Genomic DNA, 17,658 nt, shown 5'->3' with positions numbered 1-17,658 from the left:
TTCTTGATTGTTAAGGATGCGTTTATTTGTCAATCTATAATCATTCAAGGGATTCTATGGTGTGGACAATTAAATTTCCATTACTAAGCAGATACCTTTGTATATCTGTTTTTTTATGGGGAGAATTACATCTCTATTGGCACTATCATAGCGTTCCTATATCGGGGGAAAATTAATGACAAGTCAGTACGAAAATGAAGAAATGCTAACAGGAGGAAATGTCTCTAACGTTTATCGTTCGAGAGATACTGTTAGGCGAGAATTAAAACCAGAAAGTCCCAAAATTCATAAGTTATTAAAGCACTTAGAAAACAAGGGGTTTAGTTATGCACCAAAGTTCTTAGGTATTGATGAAAAAGGGAGAGAGATTTTATCATTTATTGAAGGAGAAGCTGGTAATTATCCTTTAAAAGAATATATGTGGTCAAATGAAGGATTAAAAGATATAGCTAAAATTCTACGTCATTATCATGATGCAGTAAGTGACTTTCCCTTATCAGATGATTGGAATCCAATAGATAATACTCCAAACAAGATGGAGGTTATATGTCACAATGATTTTGCTATATATAACATCATTTTTAATCACCAAAAACCAGCAGGCATAATTGATTTTGATATTGCTGCTCCTGGTCCAAGACTTTGGGATATAGCTTATACTCTATATACTTGCGTTCCTTTAAGTCGACTTTATCACACTGAAACAGGTGAGGCAGTTTATTATGATTCATTAAAGGATGCCAAACGAATAAAAGAAAGAGTCAAATTGTTTTTTGAATCTTACGGTATTGAGGGATTAATAGAAGATTTTGTAGAGATGGTATTGTTACGATTAGAAGGATTATGTAAATTTATGATAAGAAAGGCTAGTGAAGGTGACATTGCCTTTCAAAAGATGATGAATAATGGGGAACTTAAACATTATCAAAACGATATAAAATTCATTCGTGAACATGGAAAAGAGTGGATTTGAAGAATAAGTAAAAAAAGAAGTAGCGTTAAGCCTAGAAGGTTTGACGCTGTTTTTGTTAATATCATTCTCTTCAAGAGGCAGGTTAATAAAATAAAGCAGGACTTTTAGATGGGGTGTCGTATTCTATTTGTATACAATAGTCATAGAGTGATTGAAATGTGTTTAAAGGCTACAAATTTGAAGAAAGCTGTTTTCCTCATTTTAGTTTTACTTATTATTTGTTTCGCATATACATACCAAAAACCAGTATAAACAACTGGGAAAAGTGCAGATTATGGAGCTTGTTTTTTGCAATCTCCACCAAAAATTGAGGATGAAAGCTGTGGATATTAGAAAATTTCTATTGATAAAATGAATGTTTTTTTTCAAAACTACCAATCAATGTGAGTACACTAAAAATGGTAATGATCTAGCCGTTAGGATAGATTTACATAAGAGAAAACAAATAGTATTTTTATTTTGTGTCACGAAATTAATGGGGAGGGATAAACATGGAATACCGTCGTTTAGGAAATACAGGACTAAAAGTGAGTGAAATAAGTTTAGGGAGCTGGCTTACGTATGGTGGGTATGTAGAGGAACAAAATGCTACAGCATCTATTGATAAGGCATATGACCTTGGGATAAATTTTTTTGATACTGCCAATGTTTATATGCAAGGAGGAGCAGAAATTGTAGTCGGAAAAGCCTTAAAGAAGTACGTACGTGACTCCTACGTTTTAGCCACGAAGGTATTCTGGCCAATGGGTGATGGGCCGAATGATCGTGGGTTATCCCGAAAACATATAATGGAACAATGTCATGCGAGTTTAAAACGTCTCGACACCGATTATGTGGATATTTATTATTGTCACCGTTTTGATCAGGAAACCCCGCTCGATGAAACATTGCGGGCCTTAGATGACCTTGTACGCCAAGGAAAAGTATTATATATCGGAGTTAGTGAATGGACAGCTGAGCAAATAACAGAAGCTGTTCATCTTGCAGACAAAAAGCTCCTTGACCGAATTGTTGTCAGTCAGCCACAATACAGTATGCTTCAACGGTATATTGAAAAGGACATCATCCCAGTATGTGAAAAACATGGTATTGGCCAAGTCGTTTGGTCTCCTCTTGCCCAGGGTGTTTTAACTGGTAAATATCAGAAGGGTTCTCAGGCACCTGCAGGAAGCCGTGCATCACAAGAAAAATACAGTAATCTTTTTGGATTATTAACTGATGAGAATCTCGATAAAGTGGAACTACTAAAAGAGGTCGCCAAAGACAATGACATGTCACTTGCCACACTTGCACTATCGTGGATTTTACGACAACAAAATGTCTCCAGTGCTCTTGTTGGGGCCAGTCGCCCTGAACAAATGGAGGAAAATGTAAAAGCATCAGGTGTAAAGTTAAATGATGAAACTCTTAATCGAATTGAGGATATTTTAAGATAAGGCACTGTAAAAAAACTAGGAAGTAATACTGTGGAAATGGTGTTTTTTCTATTCGAATATCAATTAAATACCTTTTCACTTTGAGTTCTTGTTAGACTTAAGGGTGCAAAAATTCAAGAATCAGGTTTGCTGCGGCAATCCTTTTTTGTAGATAGCTAACGGGCCAATTTGATGGGAGGGAATCGGCTGGTTCATATCGAAATTATAAGTTATGAAGAGAACAACATACCAAATGAAGTTTTGATGAAATGGATTAATTGGAGGGAATAGAATGGATGTACGGGGACTATTGTTACAGCAATGGGCAAGCTGCTTAGATGAAGAAGATTGGTTTCCACCACTTGAAAAAGTGCTAGAGAATATTACTCTTGAACAGGCAATTTGGAAGCCAGTTGAGGGGAAAATGAATTCAATTTGGGAATTGGTTAGTCATTTACTTTTTTATGAGAAGAGACTTCTGATGCGATTTCTTGGTGAAACAGAAAATGAACCCCAGGCAGAAAATAATGAAGCTACATTTCGATTACCAACTGCGACGTTGCAAAACTGGATGGAAACAAAACAAGAATACTTTAATGTTCATCGGGAACTTGAAAAAATACTAGCACAATCAGAACACGAAGACTTGTATAGACAAATCCCTGGAGAAAGATCATTAGTGCTTGAACTGAAAAGCTTAGCCTTGCATAACGCATATCATATTGGGCAAATTGTATTCTTAAGTAAAATGCAAGGAGCTTAGGCATTAGCTTTTAAAGAGCTATATTAGCTTTACAGTTATTCCATATAGAAGGTTTTGTTAAAGAAGAATATTAATTTATTGTAATGGAATTCCTACAATTCAACTTAATTCACGTAGTACTCTTTATTCACCTGAAACAACTTATGATTAAGTACAAATATTCTATTGGGGGAGCCCTATGACTGATATAGCTTTAGACAATATTAGGATTACAGTGGACTCAAATGAAACGGACTACAACCAGGTATGTAATAATTTATATGAGTACAATGTTGGTGCGACAAATGGGTTGCTCAAAAAGCCAGGCAAGGACATTAATTTATATCTAAAAGATGATTCAGGCAAAGTTGTGGGCGGTTTGTTTTGTGAAACCTGGTCTTATGGTCTGTATATTGATGTATTTTGGATAGCTGATGAATACAGAAACAAAGGATATGGAAAAATCATGATAGCAGAAGCTGAAAGGCTCGGGAAAGAACTTGGTTGTATATTTTCTCATACTTGCACATTTTCGTACCAATCGCCGGAATTTTATAAGCGTATGGGCTATGAGGTTTTTGCTGTTAATGAAGAATATCCAGAAGATATAAAACAATTTTTCTTAAAGAAGAAATTATAGTATAAATATTTACTATTACACTAACAGAAATCGTAAATTGAAGAAGAAAGAACATAACATAATAATTATATAAAATATATTATGTTCTTTAACTATAGGCGCAGTTGATTTTACAATAATTCTCAAATTCACTTTACATATACTAATGTATATGATAAATTACTCAATAATAAATTTGGCAAAGGGAGGTGTAAGCAATGTTAACTGTTTTTAGAATTCTCTTCGGTAAAAATGTAAAACTTGGAAATGGTTTAGCAGACAAAGGGAGTAGTCTGTCCTTTTTTATGCTATACAACCATAGAAAAACAGTTATCGGAGCTTTGCCTCTATGGCAAATAAATTAGAGGGTAATGACTTATAGTCCTTATTTATTTGACCATTTTTTATTCTAATTTCGGCACCGATAATTCTATCGGTGCTTTTTTGTGTGTATTTTTAATTTAAGCGATAGACACTTCCTTTCTAATTACTCCTATAAAACTAGAGAGTCTTGTGGAAGGATGAGAAAGATGCAATTAAAACAAAATAATAAGTACGGAAGAATAAAAGAATTCTTAAGGAAATATAATTACCCCAACTTTAGAATGAATCAAATATTGAATGCGATTTTCAAAGAAAGAATAAGTAAATTCTGCGAAATGAGTGTACTTCCAAAATCGTTAAGAGAAATTTTAGTAAAGGAATTTGGAGAGTCTATTTTAGGAATTGTTCCTTTAAAGGAACAACATTCTGAGCAGGTCACTAAAGTCTTATTTGGAATTTCAGGAAATGAAAAAATAGAAACGGTAAATATGAAATATAAGGCTGGATGGGAATCATTTTGTATATCATCTCAGTGCGGATGTAATTTTGGGTGTAAATTTTGTGCAACAGGTGACATTGGATTAAAAAGAAATTTGACTTCAGATGAAATAACCGACCAAATCCTTTACTTTTACTTAAAAGGTCATTCCATTGATAGTATTTCTTTTATGGGTATGGGAGAAGCGTTAGCCAATGTACAACTTTTCGATGCTTTAGATGTACTCACCGATCCTACGATGTTTGCTTTAAGCCCGCGTAGGTTAACTATTTCAACTATTGGTATTATACCTAGTATAAAAAAAATGCCTCTGAATTATCCGCAGGTTAATTTAACGTTTTCGTTACATTCTCCTTTTCATGAACAACGAAGTAAGTTGATGCCGATTAATGATAGGTATCCATTATTAGATGTACTGGACACATTAGATGAGCATATACGAATAACATCAAGAAAAGTATATATCGCATATATTTTGTTACCTGGGATGAACGATTCTATTGACCATGCGCAGGAAGTAGTACGTCTATTGAAAGGTCGATATAAAGAAGGTCGTTTATATCATGTAAATTTAATCAGATATAACCCAACCGTCAGTTCTCCTTTAAAGTTCGGTGAAGTTAATGAAGATGATGTTACTAATTTTTACAAAAAATTAAAATCATCAGGTATTAATGTGACCATTAGAAGTCAATTTGGAATTGATATAGATGCTGCATGTGGTCAATTGTATGGAAATTATCAAAAGAGCAACAAGCAGTAGTCTGAGGTGAGGATGGTGCTAATATTGTAATTCATAAAAAAAATTGTTAATATAAACATACAATTATGAGAGGACTGATGGATGAACAATGATTAACTAATCTATATTTTTATTTGAAATGAATAACTTCAAACTACAAAATATAGGATTAGTCTGTCCATTTTAAATCAATCAGTTTATACTTTATTTGTCCTAATTTCAATGGCAAAAAAGAGCTTATTTAAAGTTAAGTAAATGACTAATCCTTCCAATGAAAAATTGGGAGGATTTTTTATTCTCTCATAGATTTTTAACTTTAACCTATAAATAAAGGAGGGAGAGGACACAATTGTTACACATGTAAAACTCCGTATAAGTCGATAATATCCATCAAACTTATACGGAGAAATTGTGAATAGATGATGGATATACCGACTTTGTATAAAAAGTAAAAAGTATTGGTATACAAAGGAGGAATTATCATGTCAATGATACAAGTTCAAGACTTAACTTTTTCTTATCCAGGTAGCTTTGACAATATTTTTGAAGGTGTGAACTTTCAAATAGATACGGATTGGAAACTTGGATTTATAGGTAGAAATGGACGAGGTAAAACAACATTCTTTAATTTATTATTAGGAAATTATGAGTATAGTGGGAAGATCATTTCTTCGGTAGAATTTAATTATTTCCCTTATCCAGTTTCGGATAAAAATAAATATACTTATGAAATCATTGAAGAGATTTGCCCTCAAGCAGAGGATTGGGAATTTCTTCGTGAAATATCCTATCTAAATGTTGATGCCGAGGTCATGTACCGCCCATTTAAAACATTATCAAATGGAGAACAAACAAAGGTGTTGCTTGCTGCCCTTTTTTTGACTGAGGGTCAATTTCTATTAATCGATGAGCCAACCAATCATCTTGACACTGATGCACGAAAGATGGTCTCTAATTATTTAAGGAAGAAAAAAGGGTTCATATTAATTTCACATGACAGGATCTTTTTAGATGGATGCGTTGACCACATCTTATCGATAAATAGAGCAAATATTGAAGTTCAAAGTGGTAACTATTCTTCTTGGAAGTTAAATTTTGATAGACAGCAGGAACACGAAGAGGCAACCAATCAGCGTCTACAAAAAGACATAGGGAGATTAAAACAGGCTTCAAAGCGATCAGCAGGTTGGTCTAATCAAGTGGAAGCTTCCAAAAATGGGACAACAAATTCGGGTTCTAAGTTGGATAAAGGTTTTGTAGGACATAAAGCGGCTAAGATGATGAAGAGAGCAAAGAACCTTGAATCAAGGCAACAAAAAGCGATAGAGGAAAAGTCAAAACTGCTAAAAAACGTCGAAAAAACTGAGTCATTAAAATTGGAACCAATGGAATTTCAGACAAAAGAATTAATTGTTTTGGATGAAGTGTCTATTAAGTACGATGACCAAATAGTGAATCAGGCCATTAGCTTTAAAGTTGAACAAGGGGACCGAATTGTACTTGATGGAAAGAATGGAAGCGGAAAAAGCAGTATCCTAAAACTAATTCTAGGAAATCCGATACAACATACAGGCTCAATGAAGTTAAGTTCAGGCCTCCTCATTTCCTATGTCCAACAAGATACTTCTCACTTAAAAGGACAGTTATCGGACTTTATTGAAGAGCATGCGATTGATGAAACGTTATTTAAATCCATCCTCCGTAAGATGGATTTTGACCGAATTCAATTTGAGAAAGATATATCTCACTATTCTGGTGGGCAAAAGAAAAAGCTGCTCATAGCCAAAAGTTTATGTGAAAAAGCTCATTTATATATTTGGGATGAACCGTTAAATTTTATTGATATTTATTCACGTATGCAGATTGAAGAGCTTATTCAAAGCTTTAATCCTACAATGGTTATTGTTGAGCATGATTTGGCATTTCAACAAACAGTTGCAACAAAAACTATATCTATGTAGGTTTCGTATGAAGAATTGAAGGTTATCAGTAAATCCGGTTAGGGGGCATTCCTTTAATAAGGGATGCTCTTTTTTTGAAGTAAAGGGGAGTTTACTACAATAAGGTAAAGGACTTTCCAAGAAGAACAGAGGTTGAGTATGAATCAATTATACTTGTCATTGGCTGTATTCGTATCGTTTGTTACTCTTGTAAGACCTATGAAGCATTGTCAGGATCGCATACTTTTAAATTGGGAGATACACAATACACCATGACTGCTGAGGAAAGGGCAAGGATTGGATCACTTAAGTGCAGTTTAGTCCAACAAGACTAATTACATGATAATGTGGGAGGTGGTGTTGTAATGATTACGGTTAAAAATGCGGAAAGTTACCTTAAAAATAAGATTGGTAAAGATACCGATGATATGAAAACAGTTTGGGAAACATTTAAGGCTTTTTGTAAAGAGCCAGTTGAGAGAGAAGAAGATAAAGAAATCCTATTTCAATGTGGTGTATATGATTTTACTGGAGAAGAACTATTCCACCTTGATTTTGTACGTCAGTTTACTATTTATGAAGAAGATGAATATTCTCGTATGGAACAACTTCACTGTGAATTTTTATTTAAACCAACAGATGAATTGAGAAGGTTAGAAATCGGAGAATGGTCAATGGATTATGATGATATAGACGATTTTTTTAATGAGATAGAAAACCTTAAGGAGTTTAAAATACCATTGAGTCTAGAGCCGATAAAAATAGAAATATATCAGGAAGAAATTTAAATCTAATTTGGCAAAAGAGTTGACCTGTTGAATAGGGTAAACAAAAGTGGAAGCAATTCTTAGCTGCTTCCACTAATTTTTGATCATTTTAAATTGTCTTTATGATAGGGAGAATTAATTTCTTCACTTACTACACTAAACGAATTTCCATCAGGGTCGAAGAAATCGAATCCTTTCATAACACCATAATCGTGAATTTCTGTTGTTTTAACTCCATTTTGCTTCAGAAAATCGTAAGCTGGTTCAATATCTTCAACAACAAAATTATAATAGACGTTTTTGCTTGTTCCTTTAATAGTAAATTCTGTGGGTTGAGGCTTTTCAACCTTTATTAACGCAAGACCTGTCGAGTCATCTTTAAAAACATATCCCACACCATGATCTAATCCATTCTCCTGCCATTCATCGACTTTTGTTACACCAAGATTTAATTCATACCATCTTTTAGATCGTTCCAAGTCTGTAACAGGAATAAAAATACCGCCTACTTTAAACATTATAAAATCACTCTCCTTTATTTTTTTCCTTATATAAACGATTATAATTAGATAAAAGTTACATAATAAAAAAAATTTTTTGGAGGCCATATGGTTACTGAATCTATAAATATTGAAGAGATATCATTGAAGTTATATAAATATTGCTTATCTTTAACAACCTCCAAATGGCTAGCAGAGGATTTAGTCCAGGAAACACTAATTAGATATATAAAGATAAAACAAAGAGAACCCAATAGGGAGATCAATATAACTTTTCTATACACCATCGCAAGAAACATTTTTATTGATGAAAAACGTAAGAAAATTGATATTCCGACTTCGCCCGACGAGTTATATAAGAGTAGTTGGGATTCTACTGAGTGGGATAGCTTATTAGAAATATTATATGGAACTCTTCCACTTCGTCAGGCAATGCTAATAACCTTAAAAGATGTCTTTCAATATACTTCAGAAGAAATCGCTGAAATGCTGAGAGTTAGTAATGAATCTATTAAAACTGCCCTTCATCGAGCTAGAATGTCGTTAAGGGAAAATGCCATAACGGATACAATTAAACAGAAAAACAACTTTAATGTAATAAAAGAATTTTCACTAGCAGTTAAAAATCAACAACCGTTAAAGATATTTTACTATTATCGTCTACTCCAAACAGATAATTTCAAAGTATTTATTAATAGAGAAAAGGAGTTTCACACCATTTTTGTATCGGACCCTGATGGGAATATTCTTCAAGTTTATTCAGGTAAGAGATACTGAAAGGCTAACAGGGGTATTCCTTTAAGATGTTCTTTTCTTGAAGTAGTTGAATATCATAAATATTAAATAAACACTCTTGTTTTTTTGATAAATGGAAGGGAAATTGAAATATTTAGCGAAGTGGTTATATAAAAAACATGGAGGGATATTGATGTTCTTAAAATTAGACCATTTTTTAAAATCCTGGGAATATGAATCCGGGGTTACCCATAAATTACTAAGTGCTTTAACTGATGACTCACTTAATCAGGAGATTACTTCACAGAATTGGACTTTAGGACGTGTAGCTTGGCACACCGTTTGTTCCATTCGCATCATTGCCTCAAATACAAATTTAACATTTGAGGCTCCAGCAAAGGATTGGCCAGTTCCTGATTCGGCCCAGTTTATAGCAGATAGCTACAAGCAAGCTAGCAATTCATTTATACAGTCATTAAGAAATCAATGGAGCGATAAAGACTTAGAAGAACGGATAAACTTTTTTGGGCAAGAAATTCCTAATGGGTCACTTTTGTTGTTTTTGATTCAGCATCAAAACCACCATCGCGGACAAATGACGGTTCTAATGCGTCAGGCGGGATTAACCGTTCCAGGTATTTATGGCCCGGCAAAAGAAGAATGGGCAACTTTTGGTATGGAAGCTCCAAAAATGTAATCTATCAATAGAAAGGGAAGGCTCTTTAATATCAAATAATAGATAGATTGTTATATAGTGCACTTAAACCATTGGAGGCGTTAATCGAAGAAGGATTAATGCTTTTTTTGTTGAAGTGATTAAGCCAAAGGGACAGGTTTGTTTATTTAGGAACTGTTGGACTGGAACTATTTTAAGGTTATTTCGTCTATGATTCCTTAAGGGAGGAGATTTATATGAGCTTAAAGGGTAAAAGAATTATTGGAGGAATAGGGGGATTATCCGTACTAATCCTACTTTTTATTTTTATAATGACTTTGTGTTACCCTTATTCCCCTTTCAGAGTGAAAAAAAATTACGTTTATCAGCCCAATAAAGTTTTGCATAATGGTAAAATCTTTGAGGAGATTTTTAACGATTTCAAGGGTTCCTATGAAAACGATTTAAAGGCGGATTTGAATAATAAAGTTCCAAATCTTACTATAGACCGAACACAATATGTCCTGCCTATTTTTGAACAGGATTGGTTAGTTAGTAAAGATTCTATCCCTATTGATAAAATGAAGTTGGATACAATGCTTTTCGAGGTCAAGCAAGTTAGAGAAATTTTTCTAAGCCTTCTTGTTCAAGTGGATTATACAAGTGAACAAAGAGGATATTTAGTTAACAATATAAAGGATCTATTATTGTTGGAGGAAAACATTATTCAATTAAAAAATGGGAGCTACTTATCTAGAGGTGAGTTAAAACGTGGATTTAGAAATCTTTCCACGGAGTTTACAAAAAACTTTGATTCATTCGTTACCTTTTATGAAAGGTCACACTAATGGGGGGATTTTTTAATACATGAGGGCAATTGTTTCAGCAAGGGCAGTTGCTACTTGTGCTTTCAGATAGTATTCCAATAATAAATGAAATTAGTTCTAAAAATTTGTAAAGGAATGTACTTACCCTATAAGGGGCATTAATCGAAGAAGGATTAATGCTTTTTTTGTTGAAGTTATTCAAGTAAGGGGGAAAAGCGGAGTTGAATATGAAACTCTTGAACTTAAAAAAGTAGGGTCTTTATAGAGAAGGGGAGATAATATGGTAGATAAAATTCTTGAATTACTTAATGAAATATACCCAATGGATATTATAGAGGTTAAAGCAGTAACAAATGAGATGTTTCGGTGTACTACTAAACAAGGTGATTGCTTCGCAAGAATCACAAACTATAAAAATTATGATGAACAATTAGAAGAAGTTAATTACACAAACTTTCTGTATAAAGAAGGATTAGGGGTATCACCAACAATATCTTCACTAAATGGCAAGGTAGTAGAGAAGATAACTCTAAACAATAATGAAAGATTAACTGTTCTTTATCAATCGGCTCCAGGTGTACATTTACCAAGAAACCAATGGAATGCCAATATATTAAAAGAATTAGGTCGGCAAATAGGTAGATTACATCGTTTCTCCAAAAAATTTGAAGAGATGCATCCAATTAAATATATCAACGATTGGCATGATAATGAGGAATATGCTTTTCTCAAATACATTCCTAAAGAAGAAACTGCTATTAGAGAAATTGCGGAAGAGGTTTTATTAACAATAAAAGAAATGTCAAAAAATCATTCGAATTATGGATTATTACATGGTGATTTATGGTTAGAGAATATATTAGTTGATCATGATTCAAAATTGACTATGGTTGATTTTCAAGATTGCGAGAAACATTTTTATGTTTTTGATTTAGCAGTTCCAATCTATAGTGCGATGGAGTATTCGTATGTAGGTGGAGGTAGCATTATTGAATATGGAAGGGCTATCACAAAAGCAATTATCGAAGGATACCAGGAGGAAAATGAAATATCCTCAGAAATGCTAGATAAACTGCCCTTATTTATTAAATTAAAAGAAGTATTTGAATACAGCTTAATGCACATGTACTGGAATAAAGAAAAGTTAACTGAGGAGCAAATAAGGATAATGAACCATTTTAGGGTGAGAATTGAACAAAATCATTCTCTTCTTACTAGCACAAACGGTGTATTGTTGCATTAAAGGGTACTTTACTTCATTAAGGAGAAAAGACTGTTTTTTGATGTTTAACTATAGGAGGTAGTTTAATAAATAAGATGTTTTGTTATGTAGGTAGGCGAATAATGTTTGGAGGTTTTGATTTGGATAGAAATAAGTTTTCAGCAATAGCCCATAAAAATCATTCTTTTTATAATCCAGTTAACCCAGCAAAAATTGATAAAGTTGTTGAAATCCTTTCTTTAACTGCTAATGATAAGGTAATTGACATAGGTGCGGGCAAAGGTGAAATTCTTCTTCGAATAATTGAAAAGTACAGTTCTAATTGTATTGCAATTGAACAATATAGTAATTTCGTTGAACAATTAAAGGTAAATGCTAAAAACAGAGGTGCTCTAAATAACATTGAGATTCTTAATCAAGACGCTAATCTAACAATAAAAACATTGAATCAAGAATTTAAAGTAGGAATTTGTATTGGGTCTTCACATGTTTTAGGTGGCTATCAAAATACTATAGAATCCTTGAAAAACATAGTAGTAAAAGGCGGATATATACTTATAGGAGAGCTTTATTGGAGAAAAAAACCCGATAAGGAATATCTACATTTATTTGGTGTAAAGGAAGAGGAAATTTTGTATCATACCCAGAATATATTTACAGCGGAGGATTATGGTTTAATACCGCTATGGTCTACTGTTGCAAATGAAGATGATTTTGATGCATATGAATGGTTGTATTCAAAATCGATTGAGGATTATTGCTATATGACACCTGAGGATCCTGATTGTCCTGCGATGTTGGAGAAAATTAGAAGTTGGAGAGAAATGTATCTAAAATGGGGAAGAGATACCCTTGGATTTGGTTTATATCTTTTTAGGAATGTTTAGGCTCCGATGAGATATGCGAAAAGTGAAACAACAAGGAATTATGCCTAATTAAGTGGTCATTTAAGACGAGAACTGTATAAAAAGTATTTTTAAAGGTTGCTATATATAAGTAGCAGCCTTTTTAGTAACGAGGCAACTTAGTTTAAGAGAAAAATGTATGAATCCGAATCTTAAATGCATTCCAAACGTATTATCTGAAAGAGGGGGAGTGTAGTAATGACAAAAAATAATAATAAGGCAAAACCCATTATTTTTTAAGTTTAATGTTGATCATGTCAGGTTTTTTAATAGCTGCTTGCTCAAAGGTTGATGCAGAAGACATAAATAAAGAAACAATTAAAAAAGTTCTTGAGCATCAGTTTACTGGTCCAGATGAGCAATTTGTGGAGCTATTTAATAAAGATGACTTTTACAGAGTTAGGGAAGTATTACACAGAGGTATACGGACCTTATTTTATAGAATCTGCGTTTGATTCCTTCATATCTGCTCTTGGTGGACAATACCCAACGTTAGCTACCCATAATGACTATAAGTTAAGTCTTAAGAATATCATAATTGAGCAAAGTGAGAAGAATTCATATCTTTATAACTTCATTGCAAAGGTTGGCTGTCAGAAAAATGGAGTTGAAGAAAAAACTGCAAGCGTAGAAGGAATAGTCCTTTTTTCTGAAAAGGAAAAAGGGAAAATTGAGGGGTTTCGATATTTGGATGGCAACGGCTTATCGGAAATTTTGAGAACGAGCAATTGAACAATTTATTATGTAAATACAAAATTGATATAACAACAATATTATAGACAACTTGCTGAGATTAACAGGAGGCAGGCAGAATCATGAAAAGGAATGATTTTAATGCTTATCACATTGTTACTAATAAAGAAATGAGTCTTGGGCAGATTATTAACTTTGATAATAACCAAAAAAATAACTTATATCGCTTCTTTTTTGAAAGAGAACGATTTAATTCTAAAGGCGAAGACTTTATACAGATATTATATAATCATTTTACCAGTGAAGGCCTGAACTTGAATAAAGAGAATGCCAAGGTAGTTGTAGATTATGCGGATCAAACAACTAGAGCTATCAGAGAAGTAATAACAGAAATGGTTAGATTACAAGAATATCCAGATTATCCTTCAAGATTATCTTGCTTATACGCTGCGAAAAGCTATGATGAAGCTCTGAAATGGAAAGAATTATTTGATTCTTATAATCGAAAAGTTATGCAGATTGTTAAACTACGAGTTGTAGGGAATTATTTTGAGGGAGATGGAGAACTTTTGCCGAAGGCAGATGGGGTTCCTTTCTCGCAGAAAATTGAACAAGCTAGAGAATATTGGAGAGGTAATGTAAAAAACGAGCTTCCTGAACTATTGATTAACGGAGAAATTGAAGTTGTAGAAATAATTCACGATTACACAATAGAGTAAATTTAGTTATAAGGGTTCATAAAAAAACGAGCTTTTTTATACCTGTAACACCTCTAAAATGTTTACTTCTCAATATGTCAAAAAATGTACTTAAATTAAGAGTGGCGTTAATTACAGTATTATTAACGCTTCTTTTGTGCAAGAAAGGCTTATTAAGATAATAAAAAAACTATGTAAGGAAAAAGCTATGTTTGATTGCTATATTTTGCAATCTAATAATTGATTATTATTATAATTTATTTGTTGTTTCTGGAATCGTTTTTTTTTGGGGGGGGGGATCTTTCACCTAGTGTAATAGTGATAACTGTAGTATTAATTTATGTAACAAGAAGTAATTTACATAAGGAGAATTGAAGAATGAAAAGACATTGTTGTGAGAATATGACTTATCATGCGAATTTTGAATGTAAAATACATGAGAATCATTTTGAATGCCCTGATAAAATAATAATTTTCGATAGAAAAAATAATGACTATGGTTTGATAATCCATGATGGTGTCACATCGAGTATTAGTATTTCTTTTTGTCCTTGGTGTGGTTCGAAACTATGAATATTAAACACTTCACATTCGCTAACGAATTTGGTGGATAGTAGGAACCACTGTTTGGGGAGTAGTGACTATCAATCTTTGGGTGTGGTGGTTTACTGAAATTTAGTAAGCTTTTGGCAATGTTTTTGTGAAGATATCTACTTGAACAAATGGGTGAAATAAAGAGAACATCAAATAGATAATCCTTTCTTGTGTGTATATTTTGAATATTAAGTTAAATATCTAAGCCATAAACATATTTTGAAAACGGTAAATGTCTCTAATGATAGTGGAAAAGGCGCAGAAATATAGTTAAGTCTCGAACTACTTTACAAGTAGCTTTTATAACTTAAGAAAGTATAGTTTAATAGTTGACTTAACCTATTTTCAACAATTGGGCCATATTGAGGAGGAGCTTATCTTTTCTATTTTTGTGATTTTTATTTAAGAGAAATTTATTAATTGGCCGCTTGAATTATTGCTATTAAATCAGATGAATATATAAAGGAGTGGGGAAAAGTATGGTTCATGCTAAAGATGTATTATCCGATCAGTTGTTAGCAAATGCTAATGACCCTAGTTGGTATCTACCATTTTCGGATTCAGTTGAAAATTTGTCAGAAGAAGAAGCATTATGGAAGCCTAATGAAAATAGTAATAGCATCGCTGAAATAGTGCAGCACCTACTCTATTGGAATGAAACTTGGCAAACTAGATATCAAAAATCTCATTTAAATGCTGTACCTTCCATAGAAAATAATAATAATAGCTTTATCATTCCAGAAAATAAAACATTTAATGATTTAAAAGAAGAATTATTAAAGGTTTTATTACAATGGCAAGATCTACTTACAGAAGAAAAAATAGAAAGCAATGTAAATGGTTTCCCTGTACCTGCCCAATGGTGGGCGATACTTGGAAATGTAGTAACCCATAACGCTTATCATATTGGACAAATCATTTATATTCGGAAGCTGCAAAAAAGTTGGAAAGTAAATGATAGAGAATAGGAATTCTATCATAACCTTGGATATAAATGCTGTTTACAACCCCAAAACCTGGGGTCTTTTTTATTTCCTAAGCTCCTAAATAAACTCACATCTATGGATAGTCCAATCAAAAAGTGAAGTTCCAACAATAAAACATATTCTATTTTCTTCCTGTTTTGTTGCAAATGCAATAAAAATGAGTTAAATTAAATGTATATGATTATTATTGCATTTGCAACAAAATAGGTTAAGGAGTCAATGATAATGGAAGTTCTTCGTGAAATTGGAATGATAGCAAGGGCATTAGATTCTATTAGTAATATAGAATTTAAAGAATATGATCTTACAAAAGGCCAGTATTTGTACCTTGTGCGAATATGTGAAAATCCAGGCATTATTCAAGAAAAGGTAGCTGAGATGATCAAAGTAGATCGAACAACAGCTTCTCGTGCTATAAAAAAACTTGAAATAAATGGATTTATTGAAAAGAAAGAAGATGAACAGAACAAAAAAATAAAAAAGCTCTTTCCAACAGAGAAAGGGAAAAATGTTTATCCATTTATAAAAAGAGAAAATGATTATTCGAATAGCGTTGCATTAGAGGGATTTTCCGAAAGTGAAATAGAAATCATTTTTAATCTTATTCAAAGAGTAAGAAAAAATATAGAAAAAGACTGGGAATTTGTAAAAAAGGGAAACAGGAGAAATTATTAATTATTAAAGGAGAGACATTTTATAATGACTATAAATATCAAACAGTGTACCCTTCAAGACTTACAAGAACTTCAAGAGATTAGTTATGAAACATTTAATGAGACTTTTAAACATCAGAATTCTCCTGAAAATATGGATGCTTATTTGAAAAAGGCTTTTACATTAAAACAATTAGAGAAAGAATTATCGAACAGTTCTTCTCAATTCTTTTTTGTTTATTTTCATAATGAAGTCGCCGGATATTTAAAGGTCAATATCAATGATGCTCAGTCTGAAGATATGGGCGATGAATCACTTGAAATCGAGAGGATTTATATAAAGAAAAAATTTCAAAAACATGGACTAGGTAAATATCTGCTAAATATAGCGATTGAAAGTGCGATGAAATGTAATAAAAAGAAAATCTGGCTAGGTGTATGGGAAAAAAATGAAAATGCTATCGCTTTTTATAAAAAAATGGGATTTGTTCAAAGTGGATCCCACTCTTTTTATATGGGTGATGAAGAACAAACGGACATGATTATGACCAAAACACTCATGTGATTTTTTGTGCATGTTGATTACCAACCAGTTGGAGAAACCATTGAATACGGTTAGGACAGTAAGGCAGCTGTGATTCGTGAGGTCAAAGAAGAAATAAATCAAGATACTATTGAACCAACTTTGCAAGTATCATTGATCCTTGGTATGGAGAAGTAGGGTATGAATTTGATTTTATATATGTATCCAAGTCTCTCTATAACAATGCTTATGAATAGGAAATCATTCAAGGGATTGATGGGGATACAGAATATTTAGATGTCTGGAAAAGATTATCCGATGTTAAGGATAACCTTAACATTAACCTTGTAACAGACGGGTTATATGAGATGTTAATAAACGAGGGACAATCAGGTTATAAATAATATAAAACACATAAATACCAAAGATATATTAATAACACTTACGAATGCAAGTAATTAAAACCTAGCTGACAATTTGGTGACATTTTTTATTTGATTACGAGGTAGGTTAGCTCGTTAGGAAATACATACTTTCAAATTAATTTTTGAATGGTCGATGAAAGCTCTGTATGTTGTTAATAAATATGGTATACTGTAGTGAACCTTTTAAAGCTTAAAATCATTTTACAGTACCTGTTTTAGAT

Annotated in this window: 20 protein-coding genes; 19 read left to right on the top strand and 1 reads right to left on the bottom strand. The window is 32.7% G+C overall.

Translation table 11 applies throughout. From position 1 onward, the window contains the following. Nucleotides 1–175: 175 nt before the first annotated feature. From I5818_RS20735 to I5818_RS20700, 8 genes are all read left to right on the top strand, one after another. The gene (locus tag I5818_RS20735) at nucleotides 176–973 is read left to right on the top strand and encodes an aminoglycoside phosphotransferase family protein (RefSeq protein ID WP_078109213.1); all 798 of its coding nucleotides are present in this window, start codon (nucleotides 176–178) and stop codon (nucleotides 971–973) included. 491 nt (nucleotides 974–1,464) lie between these two features. Beyond that, nucleotides 1,465–2,409, top strand: coding sequence for an aldo/keto reductase family protein (locus I5818_RS20730; protein ID WP_071975467.1), 945 nt, complete (start codon nucleotides 1,465–1,467; stop codon nucleotides 2,407–2,409). Nucleotides 2,410–2,680: 271 nt separating this feature from the next. Then, nucleotides 2,681–3,151, top strand: coding sequence for a DinB family protein (locus tag I5818_RS20725; RefSeq protein ID WP_078109214.1), 471 nt, complete (start codon nucleotides 2,681–2,683; stop codon nucleotides 3,149–3,151). A gap of 178 nt (nucleotides 3,152–3,329) precedes the next feature. Next, nucleotides 3,330–3,770: a GNAT family N-acetyltransferase gene (locus I5818_RS20720; RefSeq protein WP_078109215.1), complete on the top strand. Its 441-nt coding sequence runs from the start codon at nucleotides 3,330–3,332 to the stop codon at nucleotides 3,768–3,770. Between the two features lie 197 nt (nucleotides 3,771–3,967). Further along, entirely contained in the window at nucleotides 3,968–4,114 is a 147-nt protein-coding gene (locus tag I5818_RS20715; RefSeq protein WP_169846859.1) for a hypothetical protein, read from the top strand. A gap of 165 nt (nucleotides 4,115–4,279) precedes the next feature. Further along, nucleotides 4,280–5,335 (top strand): Cfr family 23S rRNA (adenine(2503)-C(8))-methyltransferase, encoded by a 1,056-nt coding sequence (locus tag I5818_RS20710; protein ID WP_078109216.1) that lies wholly within the window; start codon nucleotides 4,280–4,282, stop codon nucleotides 5,333–5,335. Nucleotides 5,336–5,796: 461 nt separating this feature from the next. Further along, nucleotides 5,797–7,275 (top strand): Lsa family ABC-F type ribosomal protection protein, encoded by a 1,479-nt coding sequence (locus I5818_RS20705; RefSeq protein WP_078110669.1) that lies wholly within the window; start codon nucleotides 5,797–5,799, stop codon nucleotides 7,273–7,275. A 344-nt stretch (nucleotides 7,276–7,619) separates the two neighbouring features. Further along, nucleotides 7,620–8,042 (top strand): hypothetical protein, encoded by a 423-nt coding sequence (locus I5818_RS20700; RefSeq protein WP_078110668.1) that lies wholly within the window; start codon nucleotides 7,620–7,622, stop codon nucleotides 8,040–8,042. An 83-nt stretch (nucleotides 8,043–8,125) separates the two neighbouring features. Here the strand turns inward: I5818_RS20700 and I5818_RS20695 are convergent, their stop codons facing one another. Continuing rightward, nucleotides 8,126–8,539: a VOC family protein gene (locus I5818_RS20695; RefSeq protein ID WP_078110667.1), complete on the bottom strand. Its 414-nt coding sequence runs from the start codon at nucleotides 8,537–8,539 to the stop codon at nucleotides 8,126–8,128. 90 nt (nucleotides 8,540–8,629) lie between these two features. Between I5818_RS20695 and I5818_RS20690 the strand changes: the two genes are divergently transcribed. From I5818_RS20690 to paiA, 11 genes are all read left to right on the top strand, one after another. Beyond that, entirely contained in the window at nucleotides 8,630–9,298 is a 669-nt protein-coding gene (locus I5818_RS20690) for an RNA polymerase sigma factor (RefSeq protein WP_078110666.1), read from the top strand. Nucleotides 9,299–9,449: 151 nt separating this feature from the next. Beyond that, nucleotides 9,450–9,953: a DinB family protein gene (locus I5818_RS20685; RefSeq protein ID WP_078110665.1), complete on the top strand. Its 504-nt coding sequence runs from the start codon at nucleotides 9,450–9,452 to the stop codon at nucleotides 9,951–9,953. Nucleotides 9,954–10,168: 215 nt separating this feature from the next. Beyond that, a complete protein-coding gene (locus I5818_RS20680) occupies nucleotides 10,169–10,759 on the top strand; it encodes a hypothetical protein (protein ID WP_078110664.1) in 591 nt (196 codons plus the stop codon). A 259-nt stretch (nucleotides 10,760–11,018) separates the two neighbouring features. Further along, nucleotides 11,019–11,981: a phosphotransferase enzyme family protein gene (locus I5818_RS20675; protein WP_078110663.1), complete on the top strand. Its 963-nt coding sequence runs from the start codon at nucleotides 11,019–11,021 to the stop codon at nucleotides 11,979–11,981. A 119-nt stretch (nucleotides 11,982–12,100) separates the two neighbouring features. Then, nucleotides 12,101–12,847 (top strand): class I SAM-dependent methyltransferase, encoded by a 747-nt coding sequence (locus I5818_RS20670; protein ID WP_071975486.1) that lies wholly within the window; start codon nucleotides 12,101–12,103, stop codon nucleotides 12,845–12,847. Between the two features lie 402 nt (nucleotides 12,848–13,249). After that, nucleotides 13,250–13,597 (top strand): hypothetical protein, encoded by a 348-nt coding sequence (locus I5818_RS20665; protein WP_078110662.1) that lies wholly within the window; start codon nucleotides 13,250–13,252, stop codon nucleotides 13,595–13,597. A gap of 83 nt (nucleotides 13,598–13,680) precedes the next feature. Next, nucleotides 13,681–14,277 (top strand): DUF2441 domain-containing protein, encoded by a 597-nt coding sequence (locus I5818_RS20660; protein ID WP_071977730.1) that lies wholly within the window; start codon nucleotides 13,681–13,683, stop codon nucleotides 14,275–14,277. 357 nt (nucleotides 14,278–14,634) lie between these two features. Next, nucleotides 14,635–14,829: a DUF6980 family protein gene (locus I5818_RS26480; protein WP_078109768.1), complete on the top strand. Its 195-nt coding sequence runs from the start codon at nucleotides 14,635–14,637 to the stop codon at nucleotides 14,827–14,829. A 500-nt stretch (nucleotides 14,830–15,329) separates the two neighbouring features. Further along, nucleotides 15,330–15,818 carry a DinB family protein gene (locus tag I5818_RS20655; RefSeq protein WP_071977732.1) on the top strand — a complete coding sequence of 163 codons (489 nt, stop codon included), beginning with the start codon at nucleotides 15,330–15,332 and terminating at the stop codon, nucleotides 15,816–15,818. A 240-nt stretch (nucleotides 15,819–16,058) separates the two neighbouring features. Beyond that, nucleotides 16,059–16,511, top strand: coding sequence for a MarR family winged helix-turn-helix transcriptional regulator (locus tag I5818_RS20650; RefSeq protein WP_071977772.1), 453 nt, complete (start codon nucleotides 16,059–16,061; stop codon nucleotides 16,509–16,511). Between the two features lie 24 nt (nucleotides 16,512–16,535). After that, nucleotides 16,536–17,054, top strand: a complete 519-nt coding sequence (gene paiA / locus I5818_RS20645; protein ID WP_078109767.1) for a spermidine/spermine N(1)-acetyltransferase — start codon at nucleotides 16,536–16,538, stop codon at nucleotides 17,052–17,054. The last annotated feature ends 604 nt before the right edge of the window (nucleotides 17,055–17,658 follow it).

Origin of the sequence: Heyndrickxia oleronia (assembly GCF_017809215.1) — a bacterium.
Lineage (GTDB): Bacteria > Bacillota > Bacilli > Bacillales > Bacillaceae_C > Heyndrickxia > Heyndrickxia oleronia.
This window is presented reverse-complemented; position numbering and strand designations above follow the sequence as displayed.

Coding starts and splice junctions, on each gene's coding strand:
- I5818_RS20735 (WP_078109213.1), top strand. CDS start 176: ATGACAAGTCAGTACGAAAATGAAGAAATGCTAACAGGAGGAAATGTC.
- I5818_RS20730 (WP_071975467.1), top strand. CDS start 1,465: ATGGAATACCGTCGTTTAGGAAATACAGGACTAAAAGTGAGTGAAATA.
- I5818_RS20725 (WP_078109214.1), top strand. CDS start 2,681: ATGGATGTACGGGGACTATTGTTACAGCAATGGGCAAGCTGCTTAGAT.
- I5818_RS20720 (WP_078109215.1), top strand. CDS start 3,330: ATGACTGATATAGCTTTAGACAATATTAGGATTACAGTGGACTCAAAT.
- I5818_RS20715 (WP_169846859.1), top strand. CDS start 3,968: ATGTTAACTGTTTTTAGAATTCTCTTCGGTAAAAATGTAAAACTTGGA.
- I5818_RS20710 (WP_078109216.1), top strand. CDS start 4,280: ATGCAATTAAAACAAAATAATAAGTACGGAAGAATAAAAGAATTCTTA.
- I5818_RS20705 (WP_078110669.1), top strand. CDS start 5,797: ATGTCAATGATACAAGTTCAAGACTTAACTTTTTCTTATCCAGGTAGC.
- I5818_RS20700 (WP_078110668.1), top strand. CDS start 7,620: ATGATTACGGTTAAAAATGCGGAAAGTTACCTTAAAAATAAGATTGGT.
- I5818_RS20695 (WP_078110667.1), bottom strand. CDS start 8,539: ATGTTTAAAGTAGGCGGTATTTTTATTCCTGTTACAGACTTGGAACGA.
- I5818_RS20690 (WP_078110666.1), top strand. CDS start 8,630: ATGGTTACTGAATCTATAAATATTGAAGAGATATCATTGAAGTTATAT.
- I5818_RS20685 (WP_078110665.1), top strand. CDS start 9,450: ATGTTCTTAAAATTAGACCATTTTTTAAAATCCTGGGAATATGAATCC.
- I5818_RS20680 (WP_078110664.1), top strand. CDS start 10,169: ATGAGCTTAAAGGGTAAAAGAATTATTGGAGGAATAGGGGGATTATCC.
- I5818_RS20675 (WP_078110663.1), top strand. CDS start 11,019: ATGGTAGATAAAATTCTTGAATTACTTAATGAAATATACCCAATGGAT.
- I5818_RS20665 (WP_078110662.1), top strand. CDS start 13,250: ATGACTTTTACAGAGTTAGGGAAGTATTACACAGAGGTATACGGACCT.
- I5818_RS20660 (WP_071977730.1), top strand. CDS start 13,681: ATGAAAAGGAATGATTTTAATGCTTATCACATTGTTACTAATAAAGAA.
- I5818_RS26480 (WP_078109768.1), top strand. CDS start 14,635: ATGAAAAGACATTGTTGTGAGAATATGACTTATCATGCGAATTTTGAA.
- I5818_RS20655 (WP_071977732.1), top strand. CDS start 15,330: ATGGTTCATGCTAAAGATGTATTATCCGATCAGTTGTTAGCAAATGCT.
- paiA (WP_078109767.1), top strand. CDS start 16,536: ATGACTATAAATATCAAACAGTGTACCCTTCAAGACTTACAAGAACTT.